Origin of the sequence: Peptoniphilus vaginalis, assembly GCF_900176605.1 — a bacterium.
In the GTDB taxonomy this organism is placed as follows: Bacteria; Bacillota; Clostridia; order Tissierellales; family Peptoniphilaceae; genus Peptoniphilus_A; species Peptoniphilus_A vaginalis.
On sequence record NZ_FXLP01000005.1, the window covers coordinates 782196 to 806801 of the forward strand.

Annotated in this window: 21 protein-coding genes and 1 riboswitch; of the genes, 7 read left to right on the forward strand and 14 right to left on the reverse strand. The window is 34.2% G+C overall.

The window, feature by feature from the left end; all coding sequences use genetic code 11:
* Positions 1-87: 87 nt before the first annotated feature.
* On the forward strand, positions 88-2562 hold the full coding sequence (locus CAN42_RS08485; protein WP_085876317.1) for a transglycosylase domain-containing protein: 2475 nt from the start codon (positions 88-90) through the stop codon (positions 2560-2562).
* Positions 2563-2643: 81 nt separating this feature from the next.
* Positions 2644-4203, forward strand: a complete 1560-nt coding sequence (locus tag CAN42_RS08490; protein WP_085875246.1) for an IS1182 family transposase — start codon at positions 2644-2646, stop codon at positions 4201-4203.
* Between the two features lie 566 nt (positions 4204-4769).
* On the opposite strand, the gene ftsH is transcribed toward CAN42_RS08490, so the two are convergent.
* The 11 genes from ftsH to CAN42_RS08545 form a co-directional block, all read right to left on the reverse strand.
* On the reverse strand, positions 4770-6737 hold the full coding sequence (ftsH, locus tag CAN42_RS08495; RefSeq protein WP_085876318.1) for an ATP-dependent zinc metalloprotease FtsH: 1968 nt from the start codon (positions 6735-6737) through the stop codon (positions 4770-4772).
* A gap of 5 nt (positions 6738-6742) precedes the next feature.
* Complete coding sequence (gene hpt, locus CAN42_RS08500) at positions 6743-7285, reverse strand: hypoxanthine phosphoribosyltransferase (RefSeq protein ID WP_085876319.1); 543 nt, start codon at positions 7283-7285, stop codon at positions 6743-6745.
* Positions 7272-8606 (reverse strand): tRNA lysidine(34) synthetase TilS, encoded by a 1335-nt coding sequence (gene tilS, locus CAN42_RS08505; protein WP_085876320.1) that lies wholly within the window; start codon positions 8604-8606, stop codon positions 7272-7274. The genes hpt and tilS overlap by 14 nt, the downstream gene beginning before the upstream one ends.
* 47 nt (positions 8607-8653) lie before the next feature.
* Positions 8654-9031, reverse strand: coding sequence for a S1 RNA-binding domain-containing protein (locus CAN42_RS08510; protein ID WP_062571805.1), 378 nt, complete (start codon positions 9029-9031; stop codon positions 8654-8656).
* Positions 9032-9052: 21 nt separating this feature from the next.
* A complete protein-coding gene (locus CAN42_RS08515) occupies positions 9053-9367 on the reverse strand; it encodes an FtsB family cell division protein (protein WP_085876321.1) in 315 nt (104 codons plus the stop codon).
* 42 nt (positions 9368-9409) lie between these two features.
* Positions 9410-9652 (reverse strand): RNA-binding S4 domain-containing protein, encoded by a 243-nt coding sequence (locus CAN42_RS08520; protein ID WP_085876322.1) that lies wholly within the window; start codon positions 9650-9652, stop codon positions 9410-9412.
* A 107-nt stretch (positions 9653-9759) separates the two neighbouring features.
* Positions 9760-10038: an HU family DNA-binding protein gene (locus CAN42_RS08525; protein WP_005957971.1), complete on the reverse strand. Its 279-nt coding sequence runs from the start codon at positions 10036-10038 to the stop codon at positions 9760-9762.
* 138 nt (positions 10039-10176) lie between these two features.
* On the reverse strand, positions 10177-11094 hold the full coding sequence (locus CAN42_RS08530; protein ID WP_085876323.1) for an SAM-dependent methyltransferase: 918 nt from the start codon (positions 11092-11094) through the stop codon (positions 10177-10179).
* 230 nt (positions 11095-11324) lie between these two features.
* On the reverse strand, positions 11325-12281 hold the full coding sequence (locus CAN42_RS08535) for a histidine racemase CntK family protein (protein WP_085876324.1): 957 nt from the start codon (positions 12279-12281) through the stop codon (positions 11325-11327).
* 114 nt (positions 12282-12395) lie between these two features.
* On the reverse strand, positions 12396-13568 hold the full coding sequence (metK, locus tag CAN42_RS08540) for a methionine adenosyltransferase (RefSeq protein ID WP_085876325.1): 1173 nt from the start codon (positions 13566-13568) through the stop codon (positions 12396-12398).
* A gap of 138 nt (positions 13569-13706) precedes the next feature.
* A riboswitch (SAM riboswitch) is annotated at positions 13707-13799 on the reverse strand.
* A gap of 43 nt (positions 13800-13842) precedes the next feature.
* On the reverse strand, positions 13843-14796 hold the full coding sequence (locus CAN42_RS08545; RefSeq protein ID WP_085876326.1) for an AEC family transporter: 954 nt from the start codon (positions 14794-14796) through the stop codon (positions 13843-13845).
* An 86-nt stretch (positions 14797-14882) separates the two neighbouring features.
* Here CAN42_RS08545 and CAN42_RS08550 point away from each other — a divergent pair, with 86 nt between their 5' ends.
* The 5 genes from CAN42_RS08550 (at position 14883) to CAN42_RS08565 (ending at position 19180) form a co-directional block, all read left to right on the forward strand.
* The gene (locus CAN42_RS08550) at positions 14883-15785 is read left to right on the forward strand and encodes a hypothetical protein (protein ID WP_085876327.1); all 903 of its coding nucleotides are present in this window, start codon (positions 14883-14885) and stop codon (positions 15783-15785) included.
* Between the two features lie 33 nt (positions 15786-15818).
* Entirely contained in the window at positions 15819-16028 is a 210-nt protein-coding gene (locus CAN42_RS08555) for a DUF1858 domain-containing protein (protein WP_062571813.1), read from the forward strand.
* A 79-nt stretch (positions 16029-16107) separates the two neighbouring features.
* Positions 16108-16572, forward strand: coding sequence for a hypothetical protein (locus tag CAN42_RS08950; RefSeq protein ID WP_135100559.1), 465 nt, complete (start codon positions 16108-16110; stop codon positions 16570-16572).
* A gap of 129 nt (positions 16573-16701) precedes the next feature.
* Positions 16702-18105 (forward strand): YcdB/YcdC domain-containing protein, encoded by a 1404-nt coding sequence (locus CAN42_RS08560; RefSeq protein WP_135100560.1) that lies wholly within the window; start codon positions 16702-16704, stop codon positions 18103-18105.
* 64 nt (positions 18106-18169) lie between these two features.
* Positions 18170-19180 carry a polysaccharide deacetylase family protein gene (locus tag CAN42_RS08565; RefSeq protein WP_062571815.1) on the forward strand — a complete coding sequence of 337 codons (1011 nt, stop codon included), beginning with the start codon at positions 18170-18172 and terminating at the stop codon, positions 19178-19180.
* Between the two features lie 600 nt (positions 19181-19780).
* On the opposite strand, the gene gltX is transcribed toward CAN42_RS08565, so the two are convergent.
* The 3 genes from gltX to CAN42_RS08585 all read right to left on the reverse strand — a co-directional run bounded on the left by gltX (position 19781) and on the right by CAN42_RS08585 (position 24514).
* On the reverse strand, positions 19781-21256 hold the full coding sequence (gene gltX, locus CAN42_RS08575; protein WP_085876328.1) for a glutamate--tRNA ligase: 1476 nt from the start codon (positions 21254-21256) through the stop codon (positions 19781-19783).
* A 17-nt stretch (positions 21257-21273) separates the two neighbouring features.
* Complete coding sequence (locus CAN42_RS08580) at positions 21274-22836, reverse strand: S-layer homology domain-containing protein (RefSeq protein WP_062571818.1); 1563 nt, start codon at positions 22834-22836, stop codon at positions 21274-21276.
* A 352-nt stretch (positions 22837-23188) separates the two neighbouring features.
* Positions 23189-24514, reverse strand: a complete 1326-nt coding sequence (locus CAN42_RS08585; protein ID WP_062571819.1) for an NCS2 family permease — start codon at positions 24512-24514, stop codon at positions 23189-23191.
* Positions 24515-24606 lie beyond the last annotated feature (92 nt).

A 24606-nucleotide genomic window follows, 5' to 3' on the forward strand; every position in this document is an offset into this window, starting at 1 on the left:
AACCTCGCTTCGCGGCGAGGTTTTTTTCATTTATATTTATAGTTATATGCTAAGAATTCTGATATAATAACAAAATAGGAGGTTGTTATGAAAGACAATAGAAACAATAAACCTCGTGGAATGATAAAACTTTCAAGCGTAATAAAAATACTTCTCTTAATTGTTGCGGCTGCAATTATTATTTTAGGCTCACTTGTCGCATCAATTGTGTTAGGTATTTTTAAAAAAGCTCCTGTGATAGATCCATCAGAATATAGATCACAACTTTCTGAAACTTCTAGGATCTATTCAAGTGATGGAAAGCTAATTGAATCACTTATCTCTGATCAGTTTAGCGAATTCGTTCCCTACGAGGACATACCTAAGAACTTAGTAAATGCCATAGTGGCAATAGAAGACGAGAGGTTTTTTGAACATAATGGCGTTGACTACAAGAGAGTCGCTGGTGCCATAGTTCACGACTTAAAAACTAGGTCTTTTGAACAAGGTGCATCAACTATAACAATGCAGCTTGCCAAAAACTTATACACTTCCTTCTCAAAAAGTGTAATGAGAAAAATAACTGACATTTACTATTCTTATCAAATAGAAGAAAAACTTTCTAAGGAACAAATCCTTGAAGCTTACTTAAACTCTGCAGGCTTCTCCAAGGGAACTGTTGGAGTCCAAGCTGCTGCAAAAACTTTCTTTAACAAAGACGTATCAGAGCTTGACCTTGCTGAGTGTGCCCTTATAGCTGGTGTAACAAACCTTCCAGAAAAGTACACTCCTTACAACACAAAAAATATAGAAGACTCAGATGACTTAGGAAACATTGAAGTTGTTCTTCTTCCAAAAAGTGAAAACTCTGAGCCAAACTCTGACAGGATTATAAAAATTGCCAAGAACTTAAACGAACTTGGACAAATTGATAACTTTGATTTAATTCAAATTCAAAACGACATGTTAGTCCCTGTTAAGGCTGTCTTTAATGAAACTTCACAAGAAAGACAAAGACTTGTATTAAAGAGGATGCTCGCTCAAGGACTAATTACTAAAGAAGATCACGACAAGGCTTTAAATGAAAAAATTGAAATCAACATTGGCTCTCGTAAGGAAAGCGGAATTTCTTCTTTCTATACAGACGTTGTTCAAAAGAATGCTATAAAAATCTTAAAAGAATCTGGATACTCAAAGGAAGAAGCTACAAACAAACTCTTTAATGGAGGTCTAAAAATTTATACTCCAATGGATATAAATATGCAAAGGACTCTTGAAGAAGTTGTTTCCAATCCAAAATATTATTATGGTGGCTTCACAGACAAGAATGGAATTATCCAACCACAAGTTGCATCTGTCATCATCGACCAAAAAACTCACGAAGTTAAGGCCCTTGTTGGCGGTAGAAATGTAAGTGGTGGTAGACTTTTAAACAGGGCTCTTGTTCCAAGACAACCTGGTTCATCAATTAAGCCTATTTCAGTTTACCTTACAGCTCTTAACAACGGAGCAACTGCAGGGGATGTTTACCTAGACCAAAAGATGCCAGAAAAATTATTTGGCCACTCACCTAAGAACGCAGGCAACTACTATCAAGGTTGGACAACTATAAGAAATCTTCTTCGTCAATCATCAAACGTTGGTGCCTACCAAGTTGCTAGAGATATTTCTGCCGACAAGGATGCAAAAGTAAATAAAAATTCAACTTATTCTAAGGCCTATAACGATGAAGAATCTCTTAGTAAGATGGTTGATACTTTAAAATCAATTGGAGTTTCTACAATAGTTGAGAAGAAGGACAACCCTACATGGAATGACATAGACTATGCCCCTCTTACACTTGGCGGCATGAGTTATGGAATAAGTCCTTTTGAAATGGCTGGCGCCTTCACTGCAATTGCCAACGAAGGAAAGTACGCCAACCCTTATGTAATTACAAAAATCGAATCAAACACTGGCGATGTAATTTACCAAGTTAATCCTAAGGAGAGAGAAATTACCACTCCACAAAATGCTTACATCTTAACAGATATGTTAAAGGATGTTGTAAGACGTGGTACAGGTAGGAACGCCTCCTTCCCTGGTCAAGAAGTTGCCGGCAAGACTGGTACAACAAGTGACAAGAAGGACGTTTGGTTTGTTGGTTACACTCCTTACTACACTTGTTCAGTTTGGATTGGTAACGACAAAAATCAAAAGCTTGCCTTTGGATCAACTCAATCAGCTTATCTTTGGAAGCAAATTATGAGGTCTGTTCACCAAGATCTTGACAGCAAAAAGTTCGAAGAACCTGAAGGTATCTACACTAAGTATTCAGGTGGTAGAAGAGAAATCTTTGCTGACGGAACTAAGCCTCACTACGTTAATAAGTACAGCTTCTACAGAGCTTCTGAAGAAAAGAGTAGAGAAGATAAGAAGAAGGACAATAATAATAACAATAACAATAACAACAACGATAATAATAATGGCGACAAGAAGAAGAAGAAGAGAAAAAAGAAATCATCAAATAATGAAAACAACAGCAACAAGCCAAGTAAAAAGAAGAAAAAATCTTCTAAGTCAATTATTAATAATGAGGATTAAAAGGGGCTGTTGCAAAAGTCCCATCATAGAAAAAAGACGAGGAAACATAAAAATCCTCGTCTTTTTTGATACAATGTATTTATGAAAACCGCTAAAAATACATCATCATTAACTAACTATACACTAGTTAATGATACAATTCAACTAAGATTAAACTTTAATACAGAAATATATATAAAAGATGATGTTAAACTAAGGCTTGTAAAAAATATAATTGAAAGGATGAATCTATCAGAACTAAAAAAAGTCTACTCATCACTTGGAAGAAAACCTACTGTAAATCCAGTAACAATGCTTCAAATAATAATATTCTGCTATTCAGAAGGAATATTTTCATCAAGAGAAATAGAAAAATCATGCAAATATGATTTAAGAATTAAGTACCTACTCGATACAGAACAACCACCAGACCATAGCACAATAAATAGATTTAGACAGAAAATACAAGAACTAACACCAGAACTACTAAATCAAATGGTACAAATACTGATAGAAGAAAAACAGATAGACCTATCAAGCATCTATATAGATGGAACAAAGATAGAAGCCTATGCCAACAGATATAGTTTTGTATGGAGAGGAAGTATAGAAAAATGGCAAGAAAAATTAATAGAAAAAATAAAAGAAGAACTAGGACTAAGTAAAAGTCTAATTCCAGGCCAAGTACTTCAAGCAGTAACAACAATCTTTAAGCAATTGAGAAAATACTGCAAAGAGAAAAAAATAAAATTCGTTTATGGAAAAGGAAAAAGAAAAACAAAAGAACAAAGAGACTATGAACATTTAAAAGAATGGAAAGAAAAACTAGAAAGCTACAAGAAACATCTAGAAATAATGGGAGACAACAGAAACTCCTACTCAAAAACAGACCATGATGCAACCTTCATGAGAATGAAAGAAGACCACATGAAAAATGGTCAACTAAAACCAGCCTACAATATCCAATTAGCAAGTGCATCAGGCTTCATCATAGGAGAAAACATATCCCACCATCCATCTGATATGTACACCCTAAAACCATTCTTAAAAGACCTTCTAGAAAAAAATCCAAACAAGCTAAACAAGATAGTAGCAGATGCAGGATACGAAAGCGAAGAAAACTATGTATATCTAGCAGAAAATAATTTAACATCCTACATAAAACCATCAAACTATGAAAAGTCAAAAACACGAAAATATAAAAAAGAGCAAGAATTTAAGAAAAGCTTAAAATACGATGAAAGACAAGACAAATACACATCACAAGAAGGCAAAGAATTCATAAGATGCAGTGACAGATACAGAAAAAGAAAAAGTGGATACGTAACAACAACAAAAGTCTACAGATGCTTCGATTGGAACAAAGAAGGACAAAAAACCAAAGGAATCTACATATCAGAAACATTTCAAAAATATAGAGAAGAATCCTTAAAAAACATAAAATCCGACCAAGGAATAGAAGAAAGAATAAATAGATCAATACAAGCCGAAGGAGCATTCTCCAAAATAAAATCAGGCTTAAACTACAACAGATTCCACCACAGAGGAAAAGAAAATATAAAAAGTGAGATATGCCTCATATCAATAGCACTAAACTTAAATAAACTGACATCAAAAATAGAAAATAATAACCTAGAAATCATAAAATACAAAGCTGCTTAAGAAAAAAATATTCATTAAAGCCAGCTTTATTAAGTGCACCCATTTTTATATGAAACAAGATAAATCTATCCAGAAAATAACTTAAAAGCAAAAAACATAATGGCTAAACTTAAATATTTGATAAAAAAATGATGTCGCAGAGTAGAATCATCTATTCTGCAACATCACCTTTTTGTTGCAAGTTTTAATACTACACATCTTATTTGAAATTTTAATTTTTAATTATATTTTCATTCACAAATCATCTTTAAAAAATATTATTTGAATTAATATGCATTATATTATTTCTCATTAATTCATCTTAAATACATTTAAAGAGTTATATTACTGGTCCATACTATGTAATTAAAATTCAAAATTACTATTTTAATAAGCAAGTTATACTTCTAAATTCCTTTCTTAGGACTTGTGACTTAAGTATAAATTAATTATTTTATCGATTAAGCAAATCAATAATATTAAAATTTAAAATATATTACACATAATTCAAGCCCTCCAATGGCATAGCTATTAAAAATTGACAAAATAAAAAGCCCCTATCGGAGCTTTTTTTGTTTTATAAGATTTTATAAACTTTCACTATCTTCTGAATTTTTCTTATCAACTTCATCCTTCTTATCACCTTTATCATTTTTTTGGATGAGTTCTTTTGCTTCATCGGATAAGTCATCTTCATTTATTGTGTCATCAAGGTCAATAGATTCTTCATCAAGCTTTTCGCCATTGAAGATTTTTTCAAAGTCCTTGGAGTAAATTGTTTCCTTTTCCAATAGGGCATCTGATAATGCGAGCAACTTGTCTAAGTTATCACTTAAAAGTTGTTTACACTTTGCATAAGCCTCGTTTATAATTCTTGTAACTTCATCATCAATCTCTGCTGCAGTTCTTTCAGAATAATCTCTTGAACGTCCCAAGTCTCTTCCTATAAAGACTTCATTTTCTGATGAGTCGTAGTTAATTGTCCCAAGCTTTTCACTCATTCCATAGTGGGTTACCATAGCACGAGCAATTTTTGTAGCCCTCTCAATGTCATTTGATGCGCCAGTTGAAATGTCATCAAGGACAAGGGACTCGGCAACTCTTCCACCAAGAAGAGATACAATGGAAGCTTCCATCTTCTTCTTTGTCATAAAAGAAACATCATCTTCAGGTAGGTAGGCAGTAAAACCACCGGCCATTCCCCTTGGAATAATTGTAATCATATGAACTGAGTCTTCTTCTGGAAGAAGTCTTGATACAATTGCGTGACCAGATTCGTGAACTGCTGTTAACTTTCTTTCCTTTTCTGAAACAACACGAGATTTCTTTGCAGGACCTGCTTGGACCTTTATTGATGCTTCATCAACATCTTCCATAGAGATTGCATTTTCGCTACGTCTTGCAGCAAGTAGGGCTGATTCATTCATTAAGTTTTCAAGATCTGCTGGAGTAAAGCCTGGAGTTCTCTTTGCAATTACTTCAAGATTTACCTCATCTGCAAGCTTCTTGCCCCTAGAATGAATTTCAAGTATTGCCTTTCTTGCACGAACATCTGGCTTACCAACATAAACTGTCCTGTCAAATCTACCTGGTCTTAGGATTGCTGGGTCAAGTATGTCTGCCCTATTTGTTGCAGCCATAACTATAACACCTTCGTTAGTTCCAAAACCATCCATCTCAACAAGAAGTTGGTTAAGAGTTTGTTCTCTTTCGTCATGACCTCCGCCAAGACCTGTTCCTCTTTTTCTTCCCACTGCATCAATTTCATCAATAAAAATAATACAAGGTGCATTTTTCTTTGCAGATTCAAAAAGGTCTCTTACTCTTGATGCACCAACACCAACAAACATTTCTACGAAATCAGATCCACTCATTATAAAGAAAGGAACTCCTGCTTCGCCAGCAACAGCCTTTGAAAGATAAGTTTTACCAGTCCCTGGAGGACCTACTAGTAGGACTCCCTTAGGAATTCTAGCTCCCATATCTATAAATTTCTTAGGATTTTTTAAGAAGTCAACAACTTCTTCCAGTTCTTCCTTTTCTTCTTCTAAGCCTGCAACATCCTTAAACTTAACTAGATTTTTGCCATCTTCTTTGTTAATTAGTTTTGCCTTGCTCTTGCCGAAGGAACTCATCTTTCCTCCGCCACCAGTTTGTTGCATCATCCTGTACCAGAAGAAAACAATTAGGACAAACATAAGAAGAGTTGGAATCCACTCAACTAAGAAAGAAGTTTGCTTAGTTGGACTTGAAACTACATTAATAGTACCAGCATCAGATTTTTCCTTTAGGTAATCCTTATAAAAAGTATCTGCTGCCTCTTGTGGTATTATAGTCTTAAAAGTGTCGCCATCTTTTAATTTTACGCTGGCAATGGAGTCAATTCCATTTTGCAAGCTTACGGACTTTACATTGTCCTTTTCAAGTTCAGTTACAAACTCTGTAAAAGATTTTTCTTCCACAACATTTGCTGGTGGTCCAAAAAACTTAATAGATAGTATTAACACAAGGATCAGGACAATATAAAATCCTGCTCCTCCAAATTTTTTATTCAATAATATCACTCCTCACTATTAGAATAGACAGACTCATCTAGTATTCCAATGTAAGGAAGTCCTCTGAATCTCTCGTTGTAGTCCATTCCATAACCAATTACAAAGTGGTCATCTATTTCATATCCATTGTATTTAACAGGTAGGTCAACCTTTCTCCTAGATGGCTTTGAAAGCATAGTTACAATTTCTATGGACCTTGCTCCCCTTGACTTCAAAAGTTTAGTCAAGTAAGAAAGAGTCACACCTGTATCAATTATGTCTTCAACGATTAGTATATCCTTGTCAACTATTGAAATGGAAATATCCTTTAGGATCCTAACTTCACCCATAGACCTTGTGCCTTGGTAGCTAGAAACATCCATAAAGTCATATTCAAGCTCTAAGTCAATACTTCTCATAATATCTGCCATAAAGGGAACACATCCCTTTAAGATTCCAAGCAAGAATAAATTTTTATCCTTGTAGTCCTCTGTTATTCTTTCACCAAGCTCTTTAACCTTTGCTCTGATTTCTTCTTCAGAATAAAGAGCTGCTTTAATGTCTGACATTCTTAACCTCCAAAACGAGTTTGCTTTTTGTGTTTTTATCTATCTTAACATCTTCTGAGATATCCATCCCAAGTATGTAGATGATTTTTTCGTCATCACATATAAGACCTATTTCATCCCTTAAAAGCCTGTCAACTTTTCTATCAATAAAATAGTCCTTTAGCTTTTTATTATTTTTCATACCCAGTGGTTTAAACCTATCCCCTGGGGCTCTCTTCCTAATGCTAAGACTACCCTTTATTTTATCATAGTCTATTACTTTTATAAAGGAATCCTCATGACTTTCTTCTCCATCTCTTGCGATAAAAATTTCTCCAAAGTCTGTTACGTTTCTTCCAAGACTTAAGTCCTTCTTTGTCTTTTCTTCTTGGTCAATCACTTCTTCTATATAAATCTTATCGTAGGACCTTCTAGCAGAAATATTTTTGCCAAGATCAATTTGTCTTCCAGAGTCGCCAAGGCATAAGTCATAAATAGCAAGTATGTTGGGCCTACTTAAAATATTTTCACTATAAAAATTCTCTTCTAAGTATTTTTTTATTACTTCTTGACCTATAAACTTTTTTAATTTTATTATCTCAGATGGAATTAAAAAATTATCTCCCAGGCAATTATTATAATTTTCTTCTAGAATTTCTCCTATAAAGTCATTAGCTTCTTCTGCATTCTCAGAAAGTCTAAGAAGAGAATTGATTATGTCTGGATTGAATTTTTTAAGTTGTGGTATAAGTCCAAGCCTAATTTTATTTCTAGTGTAGATTTCTTCAAAGTTTGTTTCATCATCAAAGTATGGAAGCTTATTCTTATGAAGGTAGTCTTCGATCTCTTCCCTCTTAATATTTATGAGGGGTCTATAGATGTCTTTATTGACATAAGTTATACCTGAAAGACCCTTTAGACCTGTCCCTCTCATAATATTAAAAAGAAGTGTCTCCACCCTGTCATTGGCATTGTGGGCTGTTAAAATCTTCCTGCCTTGCGAGTTTTCTCTAAAGAATTCATACCTTAAAATCCTTCCAGCCTCTTCTGATGAAATTTTTTCTTTTCTTGCAAATTCATCCATGTTCACTGTCTTGCTTATGAATTTTATTCCATAAGCTTGACAAGATTTTTTTACAAACTCTTCATCCCTATTTGCAGTCTCTCTTATGCCATGATTTAGGTGGCAAACTATTATATCAAGATTCCATTCTTCTTTTAAATCCATAAAATTATAAAAGAGATACATAGAGTCAGCTCCACCAGATACACCAAGACTTAGCTTGTCAGATTTTTTTATAATATTTAGTTTTTTTAAGTTCTCGTAAAATATCTTATCCATTGTTAAAATAAAAAAAGTGGCAAACTATCAAAAGATAGTTACCACTACTAATTTCTAGAATTCTTCTTCTTTGTCTTTTGATTGTATCTTGCTCTAGCTTCGTCAAGCTTTGTATTGCTTTCCTTGAGGAACTTGCTCAAGATGTCTTCGAATCTTTGGTCTACTTTTTCATCCTTAGGCTCTTCCTTTTTTTCAATGGCATCCTTAATTGAAAGGGCAATCTTTCCCTTTTCGTCAATGCTAAGAACCTTGACCTTAACCTCATCACCTTCTGAAATGTGATTATTGATGTCCTTAACAAAAGTATCTGCAATTTCAGAAATATGTACTAGACCACTCTTGCCATCTTTTAAATCTACAAAGGCTCCAAATTTAGCAACCTTAGTAACTACACCTTCAACTATATCGCCTGGCGATAAATCCATAACTTCCTCCTAAATTTTATTTTAAATATCCTTATCGGTATTTGTAGTCTTATCCTTGTTCTTATCAACATAGATAACTTCTCTTGGTTTAACCATTCCCAAATCTTCTCTTGCTACCTTTTCAATAAAATCAGTAGAGGAAGAATTTTTAAGTTCAGAATTTAGATTATCTATTTCAAGTTTTAAATTAGAAATTTCTCTATTGTTGGCAGAAATAATCTCAAGTTTTTGATTTCTTAGAGCTATTGACTTGCCAATTTTTACAGATCCAAAAAGTACAGACCCTATAATTATAATGGCAAGAGCCAAGGGAAACCTTCTTCTTTTTACCTTCATAAGTCTCTCCCACCTTATATACAATTAGATCAAAAGTCTCAATTAATCTATTCTCTCATAAAGAGTCTCTGCATCCTTCTTGGAATTCACATCAGAAATATCCTTAACCTTGACCCTAATTTTTCTCTCGCCAAGTTGGAGTGAAATAATGTCATCAATGTTAACAGAATCTGATGGTTTGGCAAGCTTGTCGTTAATTTCGACAAGGCCCTTTTCGCAAGCTTCCTTTGCTAGAGTTCTTCTTTTTATAAGTCTTGAGTTTTTTAAAAATTTATCTAATCTCATATTATACTCCAAATAAAAATATATCAAAAAAACTAGAAAATTTCAATACTATGAAGAAATTTGAGTATAAAAAAAGAAGGCCTTGCCTTCTCTTTTCTTTTCTTTTCTTACTTATTAACAGCTTCTTTAAGAGCTTTACCTGATCTGAAAACTGGAGCTTTAGATGCAGGAATCTTAATAACTTCTTCTGGATTTCTAGGGTTTCTACCTTCTCTAGCTTTTCTTTGTCTTACTTCGAAAGTTCCAAATCCAACTAATTGAACTTTTTCTCCGTCTGCAAGAGCTTCTTGAACTGAAGAAATAAATCCGTTTAAAGCTTGTTCAGCGTCTTTTTTAGTAAGACCTGATTTTTCTGCAATGCTTGCTACTAATTCTGATTTGTTCATTTTATATCCTCCTTGAAGAATTCTCTATAGTCTTTCCTTAGTTACAAAACCCTATAAGTCTTTGATATGTAAGGCCTACTAGAGCTCTATTGCTAAGACTGTTACAATTATAACCTAAGTTGGCTTTATTTTCTACATTTATTTTAAAATAATCGCTATTTTATCCAATTTTTTATAGATTTCATCAAATATTTCACGAAAATCCACTAAACCCTCTCTCTCCTTTAAGAAAAGCATCAATAAAGACAGGATTAAGGTGTCAATTTCATCTTCATAGTCCATGGAAATCTCCTTAGATTTTTCCATTAATAGATTTTTAATTCTATCAAAATTTTCATCATCTAAGTAAAGTTCCTTGTCTTCTAAAATATTTTCTAGCTGGTCCATAATTATTTGGAAGTTTTTGCCACTTGTCCTTGGGATGTAGATGCAGGATTGGTGGTTGTAGTCATCAAGTCTTGGAAGTTTATAAATCTCGACCTTTCTCACCATCTCATCATCAAGACCTGCGTTGGTAATAACATAAGCCATGTCCTCTTCTTTGTAGACTTCTTGGAGAAGAAGTGATAGGTCTGATGCAATCCTCTTGTTGTAAACTTGAGTTATCAGTGTGTCACGTCTTGTGTCAAAGTCAAACTTCTTTGCATCAGAATCTAAAAATAAAAGTCCATCAACAGCATCTCGTCCAACTCCTGCAAGAACTGGTTCAATAAAAGAAATTCCATTTACAATATTTATGTCTTCCTTCTTATCGATTAAAAGTTTTACAGTTTTTTCTGCAACTAATGGAGTGCCTGGCACAAAATAATTTATATCTTCCTTCTTAGATTCTTCTATTAATATTTCTACAATTTTATTATAAACTTGGTCGAAGCTTTCCATCTCATCGTACAAGTAGTCAAAGGACTGGTAAGCTATTTTGTTTTCTTTAAAAAAAGAAAGGGCTTCATGCCTGTAAGTCCTCAAAAAGTTTTTATTCCCATTTTTCATAATTTTTACTGCTTCAAGGGTAAGGTCTCTTGAAGAAGTGGATCCAAGTCCAACAACATTTATCATTCAAATCACCTGATAACATTATACACATAAAGTCTTAGTGTTTATAAAAAATTTTTTATTATCTCTTTGCTTTGCAAGTGGAAATGATTTTTTACTTTAGCCTATCTTGTAGAAAAATATTTTAAGCTTACTAATAAGAAAAAAATTATTTTTCAAAGACTTCAAGTTTTTCAAATTTTGTATCTTTAAATTTTGCAAAAAAAGAAGGGGTTGCCCCCTCCTCATAAGGATTAATCAAATCCAAATTTTTCTCTCATTATTTTAAGTTCTTCATCAGTTAAGTCGTTTTCGTCAACTGGCTCTTTATTTTCTTCTTCAGCCATTTTCTTTTTGTGCTCTTCAACAATCTTATCGTGCTCAGCTATAACTGCTAGGGCAACGTCTTGTGGGATTTCAATAGATTTCTTTTCTACTTCAGAAAGTTCAACCTTGCCACCAACGCAGAATTTCTTTCCATTTTCAAATTCATAAACAAAGACTTCAAGTTCTCCTGCTGGGTTTTTTATTGCAATCTTGTAATCTTCATCAAGCTTTTCAATGTCGCTTTCAAGATAATTAACTACAGCTACAGTTCCTGATCCACAGGAGCCTTCTCTAAATAAAGTTTCAGAACCTTCTACATAAACGTAAGGAATCATTTCAAGCTTTTCCTTGTTGAAGAAAAGAACTCCATAGGCATCATCCTTGTAATCTTTTTTAAGGACTTCAAGTGCCTTATCTACAAAGTCTCTGTCTTCTTCTCCTTCAACAACTAAGTGACTAATTCCATGAAGTTTAATAAGAGTGCAGTCCTTGCCATCTATTGTCAAGTTTTCTCTTTCAATAGGACCATCAAGGGCAACATATGCCTTTTGATTTTTAACATCTGCAATTACATCAGTTGTTCCTTTATGACCACTTACATAAACTTCAATATCAACAAGCCCATCTGTGTCGTAGAAGCCTGCAGAGTAAAGTCCATAAGCTCTTGTAGCGTTGGCACAAAATTCTCCACCCATCATATCCATCCTAAGGGGTGCACCTTCATAAGCTGGAGAAATAAATCCAACTTGTTCAACGTCCTTATCTATTTGTTCAATAATGCAGTCTGTGTAGGCCTTTCTATAGCCTGGATAAACAGGAGCAACAACAAAGCCTGTTATATTTCCACATGGGTTCGCTCTAAAATAATTAAAAGTTTTCTTCATAACCATCCTCTTCTCGACTCTAAAAATAAATTTGCTCTTTAATTATAGCATACTAAGTTAGTATTTTTTAACAGCTAATCCTATCTTACCCGAAATTTAATTTTTAACTCAGTCTTACTTTAGATACTTCTTAAGGTCTTCTACCCTATCTGTCCTTTCCCAAGGAAGGTCTAGATCATTTCTACCAAAGTGACCATAGGATGCAGTTTGTCTGTAGATTGGTCTCAATAGGTCTAGGTCACGAATAATTGCAGCTGGTCTCATGTCGAAGTTTTCCATAATAATTTTTTCGATTTCTTCATGAGATAGTTTACCAGTGCCAAAAGTTTCTACATAAACTGAAGTTGGTCTTGCAATACCAATTGCATAGGCAAGTCCAATTTCAACTTTATCTGCAAGTCCTGCTGCCACTAAATTTTTTGCAATGTACCTTGCGTAGTAGGCACCTGACCTGTCAACCTTTGTTGGATCCTTTCCTGAAAAAGCTCCACCGCCGTGTCTTCCAAAGCCGCCATAGGTATCAACAATTATTTTTCTACCAGTAAGTCCTGCATCAGCCATTGGTCCACCAATAACAAATCTACCAGTTGGGTTAATGAAAAATTCTGTGTCTTTGTCAATGAATTCTTTTGGCACAACTTTTTCAACTACTTCTCTAATTATGTCTTCCCTAATTTGTTCCATAGCTACATCTGGAGCGTGTTGGGATGATACTACAACATTTTTAAGTCTTACTGGCTTGTCTTCTTCATACTCAACTGTAACTTGAGTCTTGCCATCTGGTCTTAGATAGTCAAGTGTACCATTCTTTCTTACTTCAGTTAATCTTCTTGATAACTTGTGGGCAAGTGAAATTGGAAGTGGCATTAACTCTTCAGTTTCATTGCAGGCAAAACCAAACATAATACCTTGGTCTCCTGCTCCAAAGGAATCAAGTTCGTCTACTCCTTCTTCCTTAAACCTGTCAACACCCATGGCTATGTCAGAAGATTGTTCCTTGATTGCAGAAAGGACTGCACAAGTTCTTCCATCGAAACCAAACTTTGCTCTGTTGTATCCAATATCTTCTAGGACTTCTCTTGCAGTTTTTTCGAAGTCCACATAAGTTTCTGTTGAGATTTCTCCAGTTATAACTATCATTCCTGTGGATGCCATAGTTTCGCATGCCACTCTCGCATTTTTATCTTCTGCCAAAATCTTATCTAAGATGGCATCTGATATTTGGTCGCAAACTTTATCAGGATGTCCTTCTGTAACGGACTCTGAACTAAATTGCCATTTTTTCATTTTATTTCTTTCCTCCATTTTAAATACCTTGATTTAATGTATGAATTTATTTTCTCTTTTCTATTTGGTCAAATTTATAAAGTCATATAAAATTTTAATCCATAAAAAAATCCCCACGCAAAAAGTGAGGACCATTAAACCTCATCTTCCAGATAAAAATCTGTGGGATTTAGCACCAACTAGGTTGCCGGGTTTCAAAGTGCCCATTCACTCCACCACTCTCAATAAGGTATTATTTATATTTTGTAATTTTGATTATAGCACTTAAATTTTTTTAGTGCAACAAGTTAAAATAGTTCATTATGGATATGCCCACTGGGTAGGTAATAATACTCATGATAAAAGAAAGAGTGATTACCTTTGATGCAAATTCATAATCGGACTTCATTTGCTTTGTAAAGATAAAGCAGTTGGCTGCACAAGGAGTTGCCCAAAATATATAGGCTATTCCCAACTCCATATTTGTAAAGCCAAGCTTAACTCCTATTGGTATAAGCATAAGTGGAGCTAAAACTGTCTTGATAAAGGCTGCTATAAACATAAATTTAAAATCATCCTTTGATGATTCAAAGTTTAGACTTGCCCCAATTAATATAAGTGACATTGGTGTTGAAATCTTTGCCACCATTTCTATTGCCTTATCAATTCCTTGATAAACTGGTATGTTTAAAAAGTTAAAAATTGAACCAAAGACTACACCAGCAATCATTGGGTTCTTTATTATCTTTATAAGAATATTAGCAACAGAAATTGATTTATCTTCTACCTCAGAATAATAAGTCAAGATTACAATAGCAGCTATGTTATAAAGAGTAAGACCAAAGGCAATTATTACTATCATGTGTTCCATTGAAGGAGCACCATTATAAATTATGTCTAGGATGGGAAAGCCAACATAGACAAAGTTTGACCTGTAGGCACAGTGAATAAAGGCAGATAATTTTCTCTTGTCTTTAATCCTCAAAGTCTTTCCTATTATAAGAGAAATAAAAATTATAAAAATAATTCCCAATAAGATGTAGGCAACATATTTTGGATGAAGGGATTCAATCCTTGCATTCTTTATGTCGTAAAATAATTTAAAGGGCAAGGCCATGTAAAAGACTATCCAGGTTCCCTTGTCTACGAAGTTGTTGTCAATGTATCCTTTTTGTTTTGCAAAGTATCCCAGTAGCAAAACTATAAACACGGGCGATACAATATTAAAACCCATAAGTAAGTTACTCATAAAATCACCTTATTAAATTATAGGTTAAATATTTGGTCTTGTCGAGGGCAATCTTTTAAAATACAATAGACCTAGGAGGTCGTGTTATGAAAAAAATAATTTCTATAGGGCTTACATCCCTAGTTTTAATTACAAATGTATTTGCTAGCGCAAAAGTTTCTAGTCAAAGCGTCTTAGTTGATGGAAAGGACACAGGCGTTAAGGGCTACAACATTGCCGACAGCAACTACTTTAAGTTAAGAGACATTGCAGCTCTTCTTGATGAAAAGGACGCTGAGTTTAATGTATCTTACGACAGCGACAGAGAAGCTGTCATCATCACTAGCAAGTCTGACTACAAGAAAACTGAAAATGATCTTGTACCTTTAAAGGACAGCGACAGTGAAGTAAAAAGTTCAACTCACAAGGTCTTTGTAAATGGAGTTAGACATTCTTTTAGCGTGTACACAATTGACGGCTATAATTATTTTCAATTGAGGCAACTTGGTAAGACAATTGGTTTCAGTGTTAACTTCGACGAAAAAAATAATTCTGTCCAAATTGATTCAAAATCAATTCCTGGTCGCTCTCTTGTCAACAACCAAGTCAATGTAAAAATTGTTGACTACGTAACTGACTACGAAGAGAAGAGCTTAGACATTTTAAAGGACCCTCTTCTTGACATTTCAAAATTTCTTGCTAATATAAAGAACGAAGTACTTGCAACATCTGAAGAAGGCAAGCTAAGTGGAGAGTCAACCTATGTTAAGTCAGAAAATATTGTTGAAGTCCTACCAACTTCTGCTAAGTACCATGGCAAGCTAGTGTACACTCCTTATATAAAGATTGAGCAAGGAGATAAGTCGGAAGTCTTCCCTTATGAGAAGGGATTTGAAGTTGCAAAAACTTTAACATCAAAGGGCTTCGACTCCACAAGTGAATTTGAAATTAGCCTTGGAACAAAAAGCAAGGACCATTTTGTTAAGTACTCATCTTTTAAGTATAAATAATTTTGGGTATATTAATCAGGGAGGTGTTAGTAAATGAAAATTAAAAAAGAAATGTTAATCGGACAAATTCTTTCAGAAAAACCAGAATCAATTGGTACTCTAATGAGTTTTGGAATGGGATGCATTATGTGCCCATCTTCTCAAATGGAAAGTCTTGAAGAAGCAGCAATGGTTCATGGTATAGATCCCAATATGCTTGTAGCTGCTCTTAATGAAGATAGCAAAGAAGAAGCAGATGCTTAATCTAAAGCTTAATTTTGAAGAGGCAGAGCCTCTTCTTTTTTTTACATAAATACTTTAACGATTTACAAAGGAGAAAAATATGAAAAAGAAAATAATTTATGCACTCTCCCTAGCCCTTCTCGTGGGACCAGTTGTGGCTTCAGTTGAAAAGACAAATTACACTCCTACTGATGAGGCAGTGGCAGTTGACATAACAAAGAAGGAAAAGGAAAAAGTTAAAGAGATAAAAGAATTGTTTAATATCAGAGAAGCCTATGAAGATTTTAATTTGATTAAGGATCCTATTAATTCTGACTCAGGTTCTACTTACTTAAATAATAAAGCAAAGAATAAAACTATTGACTCCTACCAATGGTCTGATGAAAACTTAGGAAACTTACAAGTTGCCTACACAAGTGATGGCGACTTCTATTCCTATTCAAAGTGGAGCAAGGATCAAGATGACAATAAAAATTCCAAAAAAAATTCAAAAGACCAGGCTCAAAAAATTGTAGAAGAAAAGTTAGCAAAGCTTATTCCCGACTTTTCTAAAAAATATAAATAAAGAGATTTTTCATTCTTAGATGATGGAAAGGAATTAAATTTTTTATATGATAGTATAATACATGGAATACCACTTGCGTCAGACTCTCTTTATGTAAACATCTCCCTTACTTCTAAAGAAATTGGAAATATGGGAATCAACTCCGACTTCGGTCCTGCTACTTCCTTCTTAAGTGACAAGGACTTTAAAGACAAGGCCAAGCTAAGTCAAGAAGAAGCAGAAAAAATATTTAGAGAAAAGTTTCCACTTAGGCTTTCCTACAAGATTTCCAATGATGGCAAGTCCGTAGCCAAGGTCTACCACTCAGAAATTTTTGATATAGATGCAGAAGATGGTAAGCTTGTAAAAAATAATAATTTGGGACTTATGCCCTATGAGATGGATAAAGCTGCCAAGGCTGAAGGCCTAACCGATGTGGAAATTAAAAAGATTGAGGGTCTAAAGGACTTAAAGGAAAAATCACAAGCCAAGAAAAGAGCCTATGAAATTGCTGGCGATGGTTACCAAATTACATCAATTTCTTTAGACTCCGACAAGGAAAACTTCTACTACAATATAAGCCTAGAGAAAGATAAAAATTATGGCAGACTCACGCTAAATGCCAAGAACTTAAATCTTATTTCCCTAGACCTATGGACTGACAAAAAAGTTTACAACAACAAGCTTAAAGAAGCAGATGCAAAAAAGCTTGCCCTTGACTTTCTGAAAAAATATGGTGACAAGACTGAGCTCAACCTAGATAAAATTTCTATTGAGTCATCAAAGATGGGGACTTCTATCTACATCCCAAGATATGTAAATAAACTCCCTGTCCTAAAAGAAGGAGTGAATATTTTTGTAGACCAAGATAAAAAAATTTCATCTTATGAAAGGACTTCAACAAAAATTGATTTCTCTAAGGCAAGTGACAATAGCTTGACTCAAGAAGAAGCCAACAAGATCTTCTTATCCTCTAAAAACTTTGGACTAAAGTATGTAATAACTGACAAGGGACCTAAACTTTTCTACGGCAAGATAAGGGACTTCGACCCAGTCATTGGTCAAGATAAAATTCTAAGGGACTACAATGGCGAGATTATTAACTTTAAAGAACAAATATCCTATCCAGACCTTAACAAGGCAAGGGACAAGGAAGCAATTCTTTATCTAAAGGACATGGGCATTGGTTTCATTGGAAGAAAACTTTCAGACAAGATTAACTATCAAGACTTTGTTAAACTTCTAAATGGCCCTAATGGAATGAACTCCTCCTACATGGATAATTTTGGACTTGACCTTGAAAAATTAAAGGACAAAAATATTTTAGAAAAAGATGTAGTCAAGATTCTTGTTACAAAAAATAATCTTGAAAGATTTACAAAAGCCAAGGGAATTTTTAAAGAGGACATCTTTAAAAATCAAAAGTCTTTAGGCGATTATGAATCTTATTATATAATCGCCAAGGGCTTCGCCTATATTAATGGCGACATAGACCCCAATAAGGAAATGACCCTCGAAGAAGTTCTATATTTAATCTATAACTCAATGAAGTAATTGTAATTCTTTTGTAATTGCATCTTACCTCCCACTGATGTATATTATCACTGGGAGGTTTTTTATGACCCAAACAAACTACGATAGAAGAAAAAGATTAAGAAGACAAAGGGCTAGACGAAAGAAGAGAATAAGACAAACTATTTCAATTTCAATTTTTGTCTTAATACTTATTTTTATATTTTCAAAAATCTTTTCTGGAATAAAAAACTCAAAAGACACAGAAGTTTCACCTGCCCTAATGTGGTACTACACAAATGAAATTTATAAGGACAGGCCAAGACCAATCTTTTATGAAAAAGAATACATCTCTAATGTTGTCTTGGACAAACTAGGTCAAATGGAAGATGAATTCATAGTCAAGGGATCCAACCACCTAAAGAAGGTTGACAAGTATGCCTATGACGCAAAAAAAATTCGTGACTTCACAGTCCACCAAAACTACAAGGGCAAAAAGAAAATTGTATTCTTGACCTTTGACGATGGACCAAATAATGAAATCACTCCACAAGTTCTAGATACCTTAAAGAAGGAAAATGCTCGTGCAACTTTCTTCCTTGTCGGCAAGTCTATTGGTGACAAAACTGCAGGACGTATAAGAGAAATTCTAGCAAATGGTAACGCCATTGGTACTCACTCCTTCACCCACGACTACGACTACCTCTACCCAGGAAGAACTGTAAATGTGGAAAGAGTTTATGATGAAATAGAAAAGACTAATGAAAGACTAAAAAATATTTTAGGCGATGATTTTCATTCAAAGGTCTTTAGGTATCCAGGTGGCGAAATGTCATGGAACAATATTGAAGCTTGCGATTCATATCTAGCATCAAAAGATATAAATTGGATTGACTGGAACTGCCTTGTTGGTGATGCAGAGAAAAAATCTGTGAGACCAACAACAATCCAAGGTCAAATCGAATATCTTGACAAGAGCTTAAACGAAAACAAGAACACAAAAATTGCCGTCGTACTTTCTCACGACGCAATAAACAAACAACTAACAGCCGACTCCCTATCAGAAGTTATAAAATACTTCAGAGACAGGGACTATGAATTTGGACTTTTAAAATAACTTTAATTTTTAACAAGTTTATAAAAATTTAGAGGACTGATTTATTTTCAGTCCTCTTTTTATTTGCCTTAAGTCATTATAAATTAAAACAAGATTATTAATTTTATATTAAACTAAGTCCTTTTTTATTAAGTAGATTAAAATAAATAGGCTGATAAAGGCCAAGATGTAAGAAGATAATATATATACAATAAATAAAGACTTTCCACTTTTCTCATCTAGACTTCCAACAATAAGAAGGCTGGGTAAAAAAGATAGAAAACTGAGATAAGTATAGATAATAAGACAAACTTTAATAAAAGTAATATTTATATTATCAATAAAAATATAAGCCCAACCCAAGCTTAAAAATATTATAAAGGCATGAATTAAAATCCTATAAATTATATTAGATTTTTTAGGATACTGCCAAAAGATTACCTTCAAAAATTTTTTTATATTTGTTGTCAACTATATCCCCCACCTAAAAAATACTTGTAATAATATTATAGTTTATAAAATAAAAAAATATCTATCATTAAAAATTATTTTTTAGAAAAATTTAGGTCTCAATCTTTAAACAAAAAGGACTAATCTCTATGACTAGTCCAATTTTTTTAATTAAAGTGAATTTTTAATTTTTTCTGCTCTTTCAATTAACTTGTCTTTGCCTAAGAGGTAAAGGATATTTTGCATTTCTGGTCCGTGAACATTTCCAGAGATTGCTGCTCTTACTGGCATGTAAAGTTGCTTGCCCTTGACGCCAGAGTCCTTTTGAACTTCTTTCATAAGTCCCTTGGCAGTTTCCATGTCAATTTCATCGTGTGACTTTACAATCTTTATAAAGGAGTCAAGAAGTGCAGGCACGTGTTCTTGTGCTAGCTCTTCCTTAGCTTGGTCTTCTGTGATTTCTATGTCGCCAAATAAGAACTTAATGTGTCCAGGAATGTCTTCTAACTTGTCACAAGCTTCTCTCACTGTATCAATTAAGATCTTGTACCATTCAAAGTTGTTTCTAATTTCTTCTTCACTTAGTAGACCTGACTCAGTTACAAATGGTATAGCAAGTTCAGCAAGTTTTTCTAAGTCGTAGGACTTCATGTAGTGAGAGTTAACCCAGTTTAACTTGTCAGTGTCAAAGATTCCGCCAGACTTTCCTACTCTGTCGAAGGAGAACTTTTCTACTAGCTCATCTAGGGACATAATTTCTTCTCCATCTTCCGGAGACCAGCCAACAAGTGCAAGGTAGTTTACAATACCTTCTGGTAGGTAGCCCCTCTTCTTGAAGTCTTCTACAGAAACATCTCCTTGTCTCTTGGAAAGTTTTTTTCTGTCCTTGTTTAAAACTGTTGGAAGGTGAACAAATTCTGGTGCTTCCCAGCCAAGACATTCATAAAGATAAACGTGCTTTGGAGTAGATGGAAGCCATTCTTCCCCTCTTACAATGTGAGTTATACCCATTAGGTGGTCGTCAACAATTACAGCCATGTGGTAAGTTGGAAAACCATCTGATTTCATTAGGACTTGGTCGTCAATTTCGTCAGTGTTAATTGTAACTTTTCCACGAACTGCATCCATAAAAGTGATGTCCTTGTTCTTTGGAAGTTTAAGTCTTACAACATAGTCTTCTCCAGCCGCAACTCTCTTCTTAGCTTCTTCAAGAGGAATTCCACGGCAAAGCCCATCATACTTAGGCACCTTTCCCTTAATTCTTTGTTCTTCCCTAAGATTATCTAGTCTGTCCTTAGAACAGAAGCAGTAGTAAGCGTGGCCATCTTCAATTAATTTATCAACATATTTTTTGTAGATGTCAAGTCTCTCTGATTGGATGTAAGGACCACAGTCGCCAACTTCTGTTAGCTTGCCGTCCTTAACAATAACACCTTCGTCATGAGTTATGCCTGCCCATTCAAGAGATTCAATTAGGTTTTCTATGGCACCTTCAACATATCTTGTCCTATCTGTATCTTCGATTCTCAAGACAAATTTGCCGCCATTTTTCTTTGCGAATAAGTAATTGTAAAGAGCTGTTCTCAAACCTCCAATGTGAAGGTAACCTGTTGGTGATGGTGCAAATCTTAATTTAATATCTGACATTTTTTATTCCTTTCTGTTTACTTTGCTGTAATTTCTATAACTTGATAATATGCCCAGTGGTCCCTGTTTAGGTCCTTAAAGGGGTTGCTTGAATATTTATCTAAGAAAGACTTGTTAATCTTCCTATACAAAATCTTGTTGAAAATTGTGGCAGCTTCTGCCCTTGTAATCTTGTCATTTGGTTTGAATTCATTTTTTGACTTTCCAACCATAATTCCATTACTTGACAAGGCATTTATAGCATCACTTGCCCAATAATTTCCCTTTACGTCCTTGAAATCAATTGGGTGGTTGCCCACATTCAATTTTAAATAATTTGCCATCATGCTGGCAAACTGTGCCCTAGTCATTGGCTCATTTGGTCTAAAAGTTCCATCTTCATAACCAGCTATTAGGCCCTGCCTTTCTATAAAGACAATATTGTCATAGAACCATTGGCCCTCCTTCAAGTCACTAAAGTTAGTCTCTCCATTGGCCTTGGCCTTGTCATTAATCAACCTCTTTAAAACTGAAGCAGCCTCTGCCCTAGTTATTTTTTCGTTTGGAGCGAATTTATCACTTGATATACCTGACATATATGGGAGTCTAACAAGACTTATGGACTTCTGAAGCTCCTCAAGAGACTTATTTACTTCATCAGTTGAAACTTCGCTTTTTACTACAACATATTCAGCTGAGGCAATGGCTGCACGAAGTCTCCTTTCATTTTGGATACCTGCCTTGGCAGTGGAAAGATTTTTCGCAAAGTCAACATAGTCAGTTAACTTTTCAAGAGTTTTTATTGTGCTATAAGTTTCTAGTTCAACGTTATTTTCATTTACAAGTTCTGTTGATTTTTTTGCCTCAAGCTTGGCCTTTACCAAATAGTCAAGGCTTGCTTCCTTGTCCTTTGTCCTTGCAACTATTCTGAGAAAAGATCCTTCTTTTAAGTCAAGCCCTTGGAATCTAAAGTTCCCCTTTTCATCTGCCTTAGTAGTTGCCACAAGTTTTTTATCAATAGCAAGTCTTAAATCAGCATTTTTTTCTGTTGTACCTTGGATTTCACTTGCCCCATCGTAAAGGTCCTTGATAATCAAAACTCCATTTTGAGTTTTTGTTGAGGACTCAAGATTTTTTTGGTCACTCTTAGTGTCCCCTTCCTTATCTACATAGGATAGGACAAAGGAGTTTTTCAAGTTGGAGCTTGATCCAACATCATTCTTTACCCTAGTGCTAATTTCTAGGTTTAGTCTGTCGCCCTTTATAACAGATAAGTCGTTAGCATTGATTGTGACGATGCTTTGTTCCTTGCCCTTAATAGAAGTTTCCCTAATATCTAGCTTACCAGTTACTTCCTTCTCATCAATTAACTTTGTTTCCTTGACCTCAAGTGCCTTATCCAACAAAAGAGTCACAGAAAAAGATGAATACTTCTCCTTGTAATCTCTTGGCAAATTTACAATTAAATTATACTTTAGGCTGTCTCCACTCTTTGCCTGAGATAAACCAGGTTGTTCTAGGACAACTTGAATGTCTTCAGCGGCAAAAACATTTACAAAAAGAGTAAAAGCCATAAGAATGTATAAAAACATTTTTTTCATTAGAATGCCCCCTTAATATATTTATAATTATACTAAAGGGGCTTTAACAATTCAATAAACTCGGCTTTTTTTAATGTAAGGAGGTCATCCTAAATAAAAAATAAATTTTTACTAAAAAGCTTTCATAAAAAATTATTTTCATAGAACTTTGTAAAAATTTATGACTTAATAAATATTTACGACTTCAAAAAAATTTAAAGCTACATAAATAATTACGACTTTATAAATAATTGCGACTTCATAAAAAATTATAACTTCATAAAAATTTATCACTTACAAATTAAAAATCACTCATAAAAAAAATAGGACTCCAAAATAATTTTTGAAGTCCTAAAAATTTACTATAAATTTCTTATAAAGGTAGAATTGGTCTTAGGTATCTTATTGTAAAGATAAGAGCCAATAGGTACATAACAGGTGAAACTTCTTTTCCACGTCCTGTTGCTACTTTTAAAATTACATAAGAGATCATTCCAACAGAAATACCTTCTGCAATTGAATATGCAAAGGGCATTGTCACCATTGTCAAAAAGGCTGGAACTGATTCTGTGTAGTCATCTAATTTTATTTGATTAATTGGACTAATCATAAAAAGTCCTACCATTACAAGAGCAGCCGATGTTGCTTGTGCTGGCACAATTGAAAAAATTGGGAATAAAAATAGTGATATAAAGAAGAAGAAGGCACATGATATAGTTGTAAGTCCAGTTCTTCCTCCGTCTGCAACACCTGATGCTGATTCAACAAAAGTTGTAACAGTAGATGTACCTAGTAGGGCACCAACAACTGTACCAATGGCATCAGATAAGAGTGCACGACCAACTCCTGGTAGGTTTCCATCTTCATCAATTAGGTCTGCCTTAGTTGCAACTCCAGTAAGAGTTCCCACTGTGTCAAATAAGTCTACGAATAAGAATGTAAACATAACAGAGAACATATCAAAAGTGAAGATGTCTCCCCAGTGAAGTTTAAAGGCAACAGGGCTAAGTGATGGTGGAAGTGAAAATAACATTCCATCAGGCAAGTGACTAACTCCTAAGATAAGAGCAAGTACAGTTCCTGTTATAATTCCATATAAAAGTGCTCCCTTGACTTTTTTTGCAGTAAGAAATGCCATAACCATTAGTGATACTATGAATACAAAGGATGGTCTTGATGCAATTTCTCCAAGAGAAATTAGAGTTGCATCATTATTTACAATAATTCCTGCTGATGTAAGTCCAACTAGGGTTATAAATAAGCCTATACCAACAGATACTGCATTCTTAAGTGACATCGGTATTGAAGTAAATATTGCTTCACGAATGTTGAAGAAGCTCATCACTATAAATATGACACCTTCTACGAATACTGCCGTTAAGGCGTAGGACCAATCGTGACCCATGCTTAATACAACTGTGTAAGTGAAGAAAGCATTAAGTCCCATTCCTGCTGAAAGTGCAAAGGGCAAGTTTGCATACAATCCCATAAAGATCATTGCAATGATTGACGAAATAATAGTCGCAGTGAAAACTCCACCCTTGTCCATTCCAGTTTCAGATAACATATTTGGATTTACAACAAGGATATATGACATTGTCATAAAAGTTGTAAGCCCTGCCAAAAACTCTGTCTTGGCATTAGTCTTTCTCTCATTAAGAGAAAATGTTCTTTCTAAAAAACTTGAATTTGTTTCCATTTTTTCCTCCTCATATAAAATACATTTTTTATTCTATCACATTGCAAGACAAATGAAAGTGTGATGATAATATTTTTTTTATTTTCTTTTAT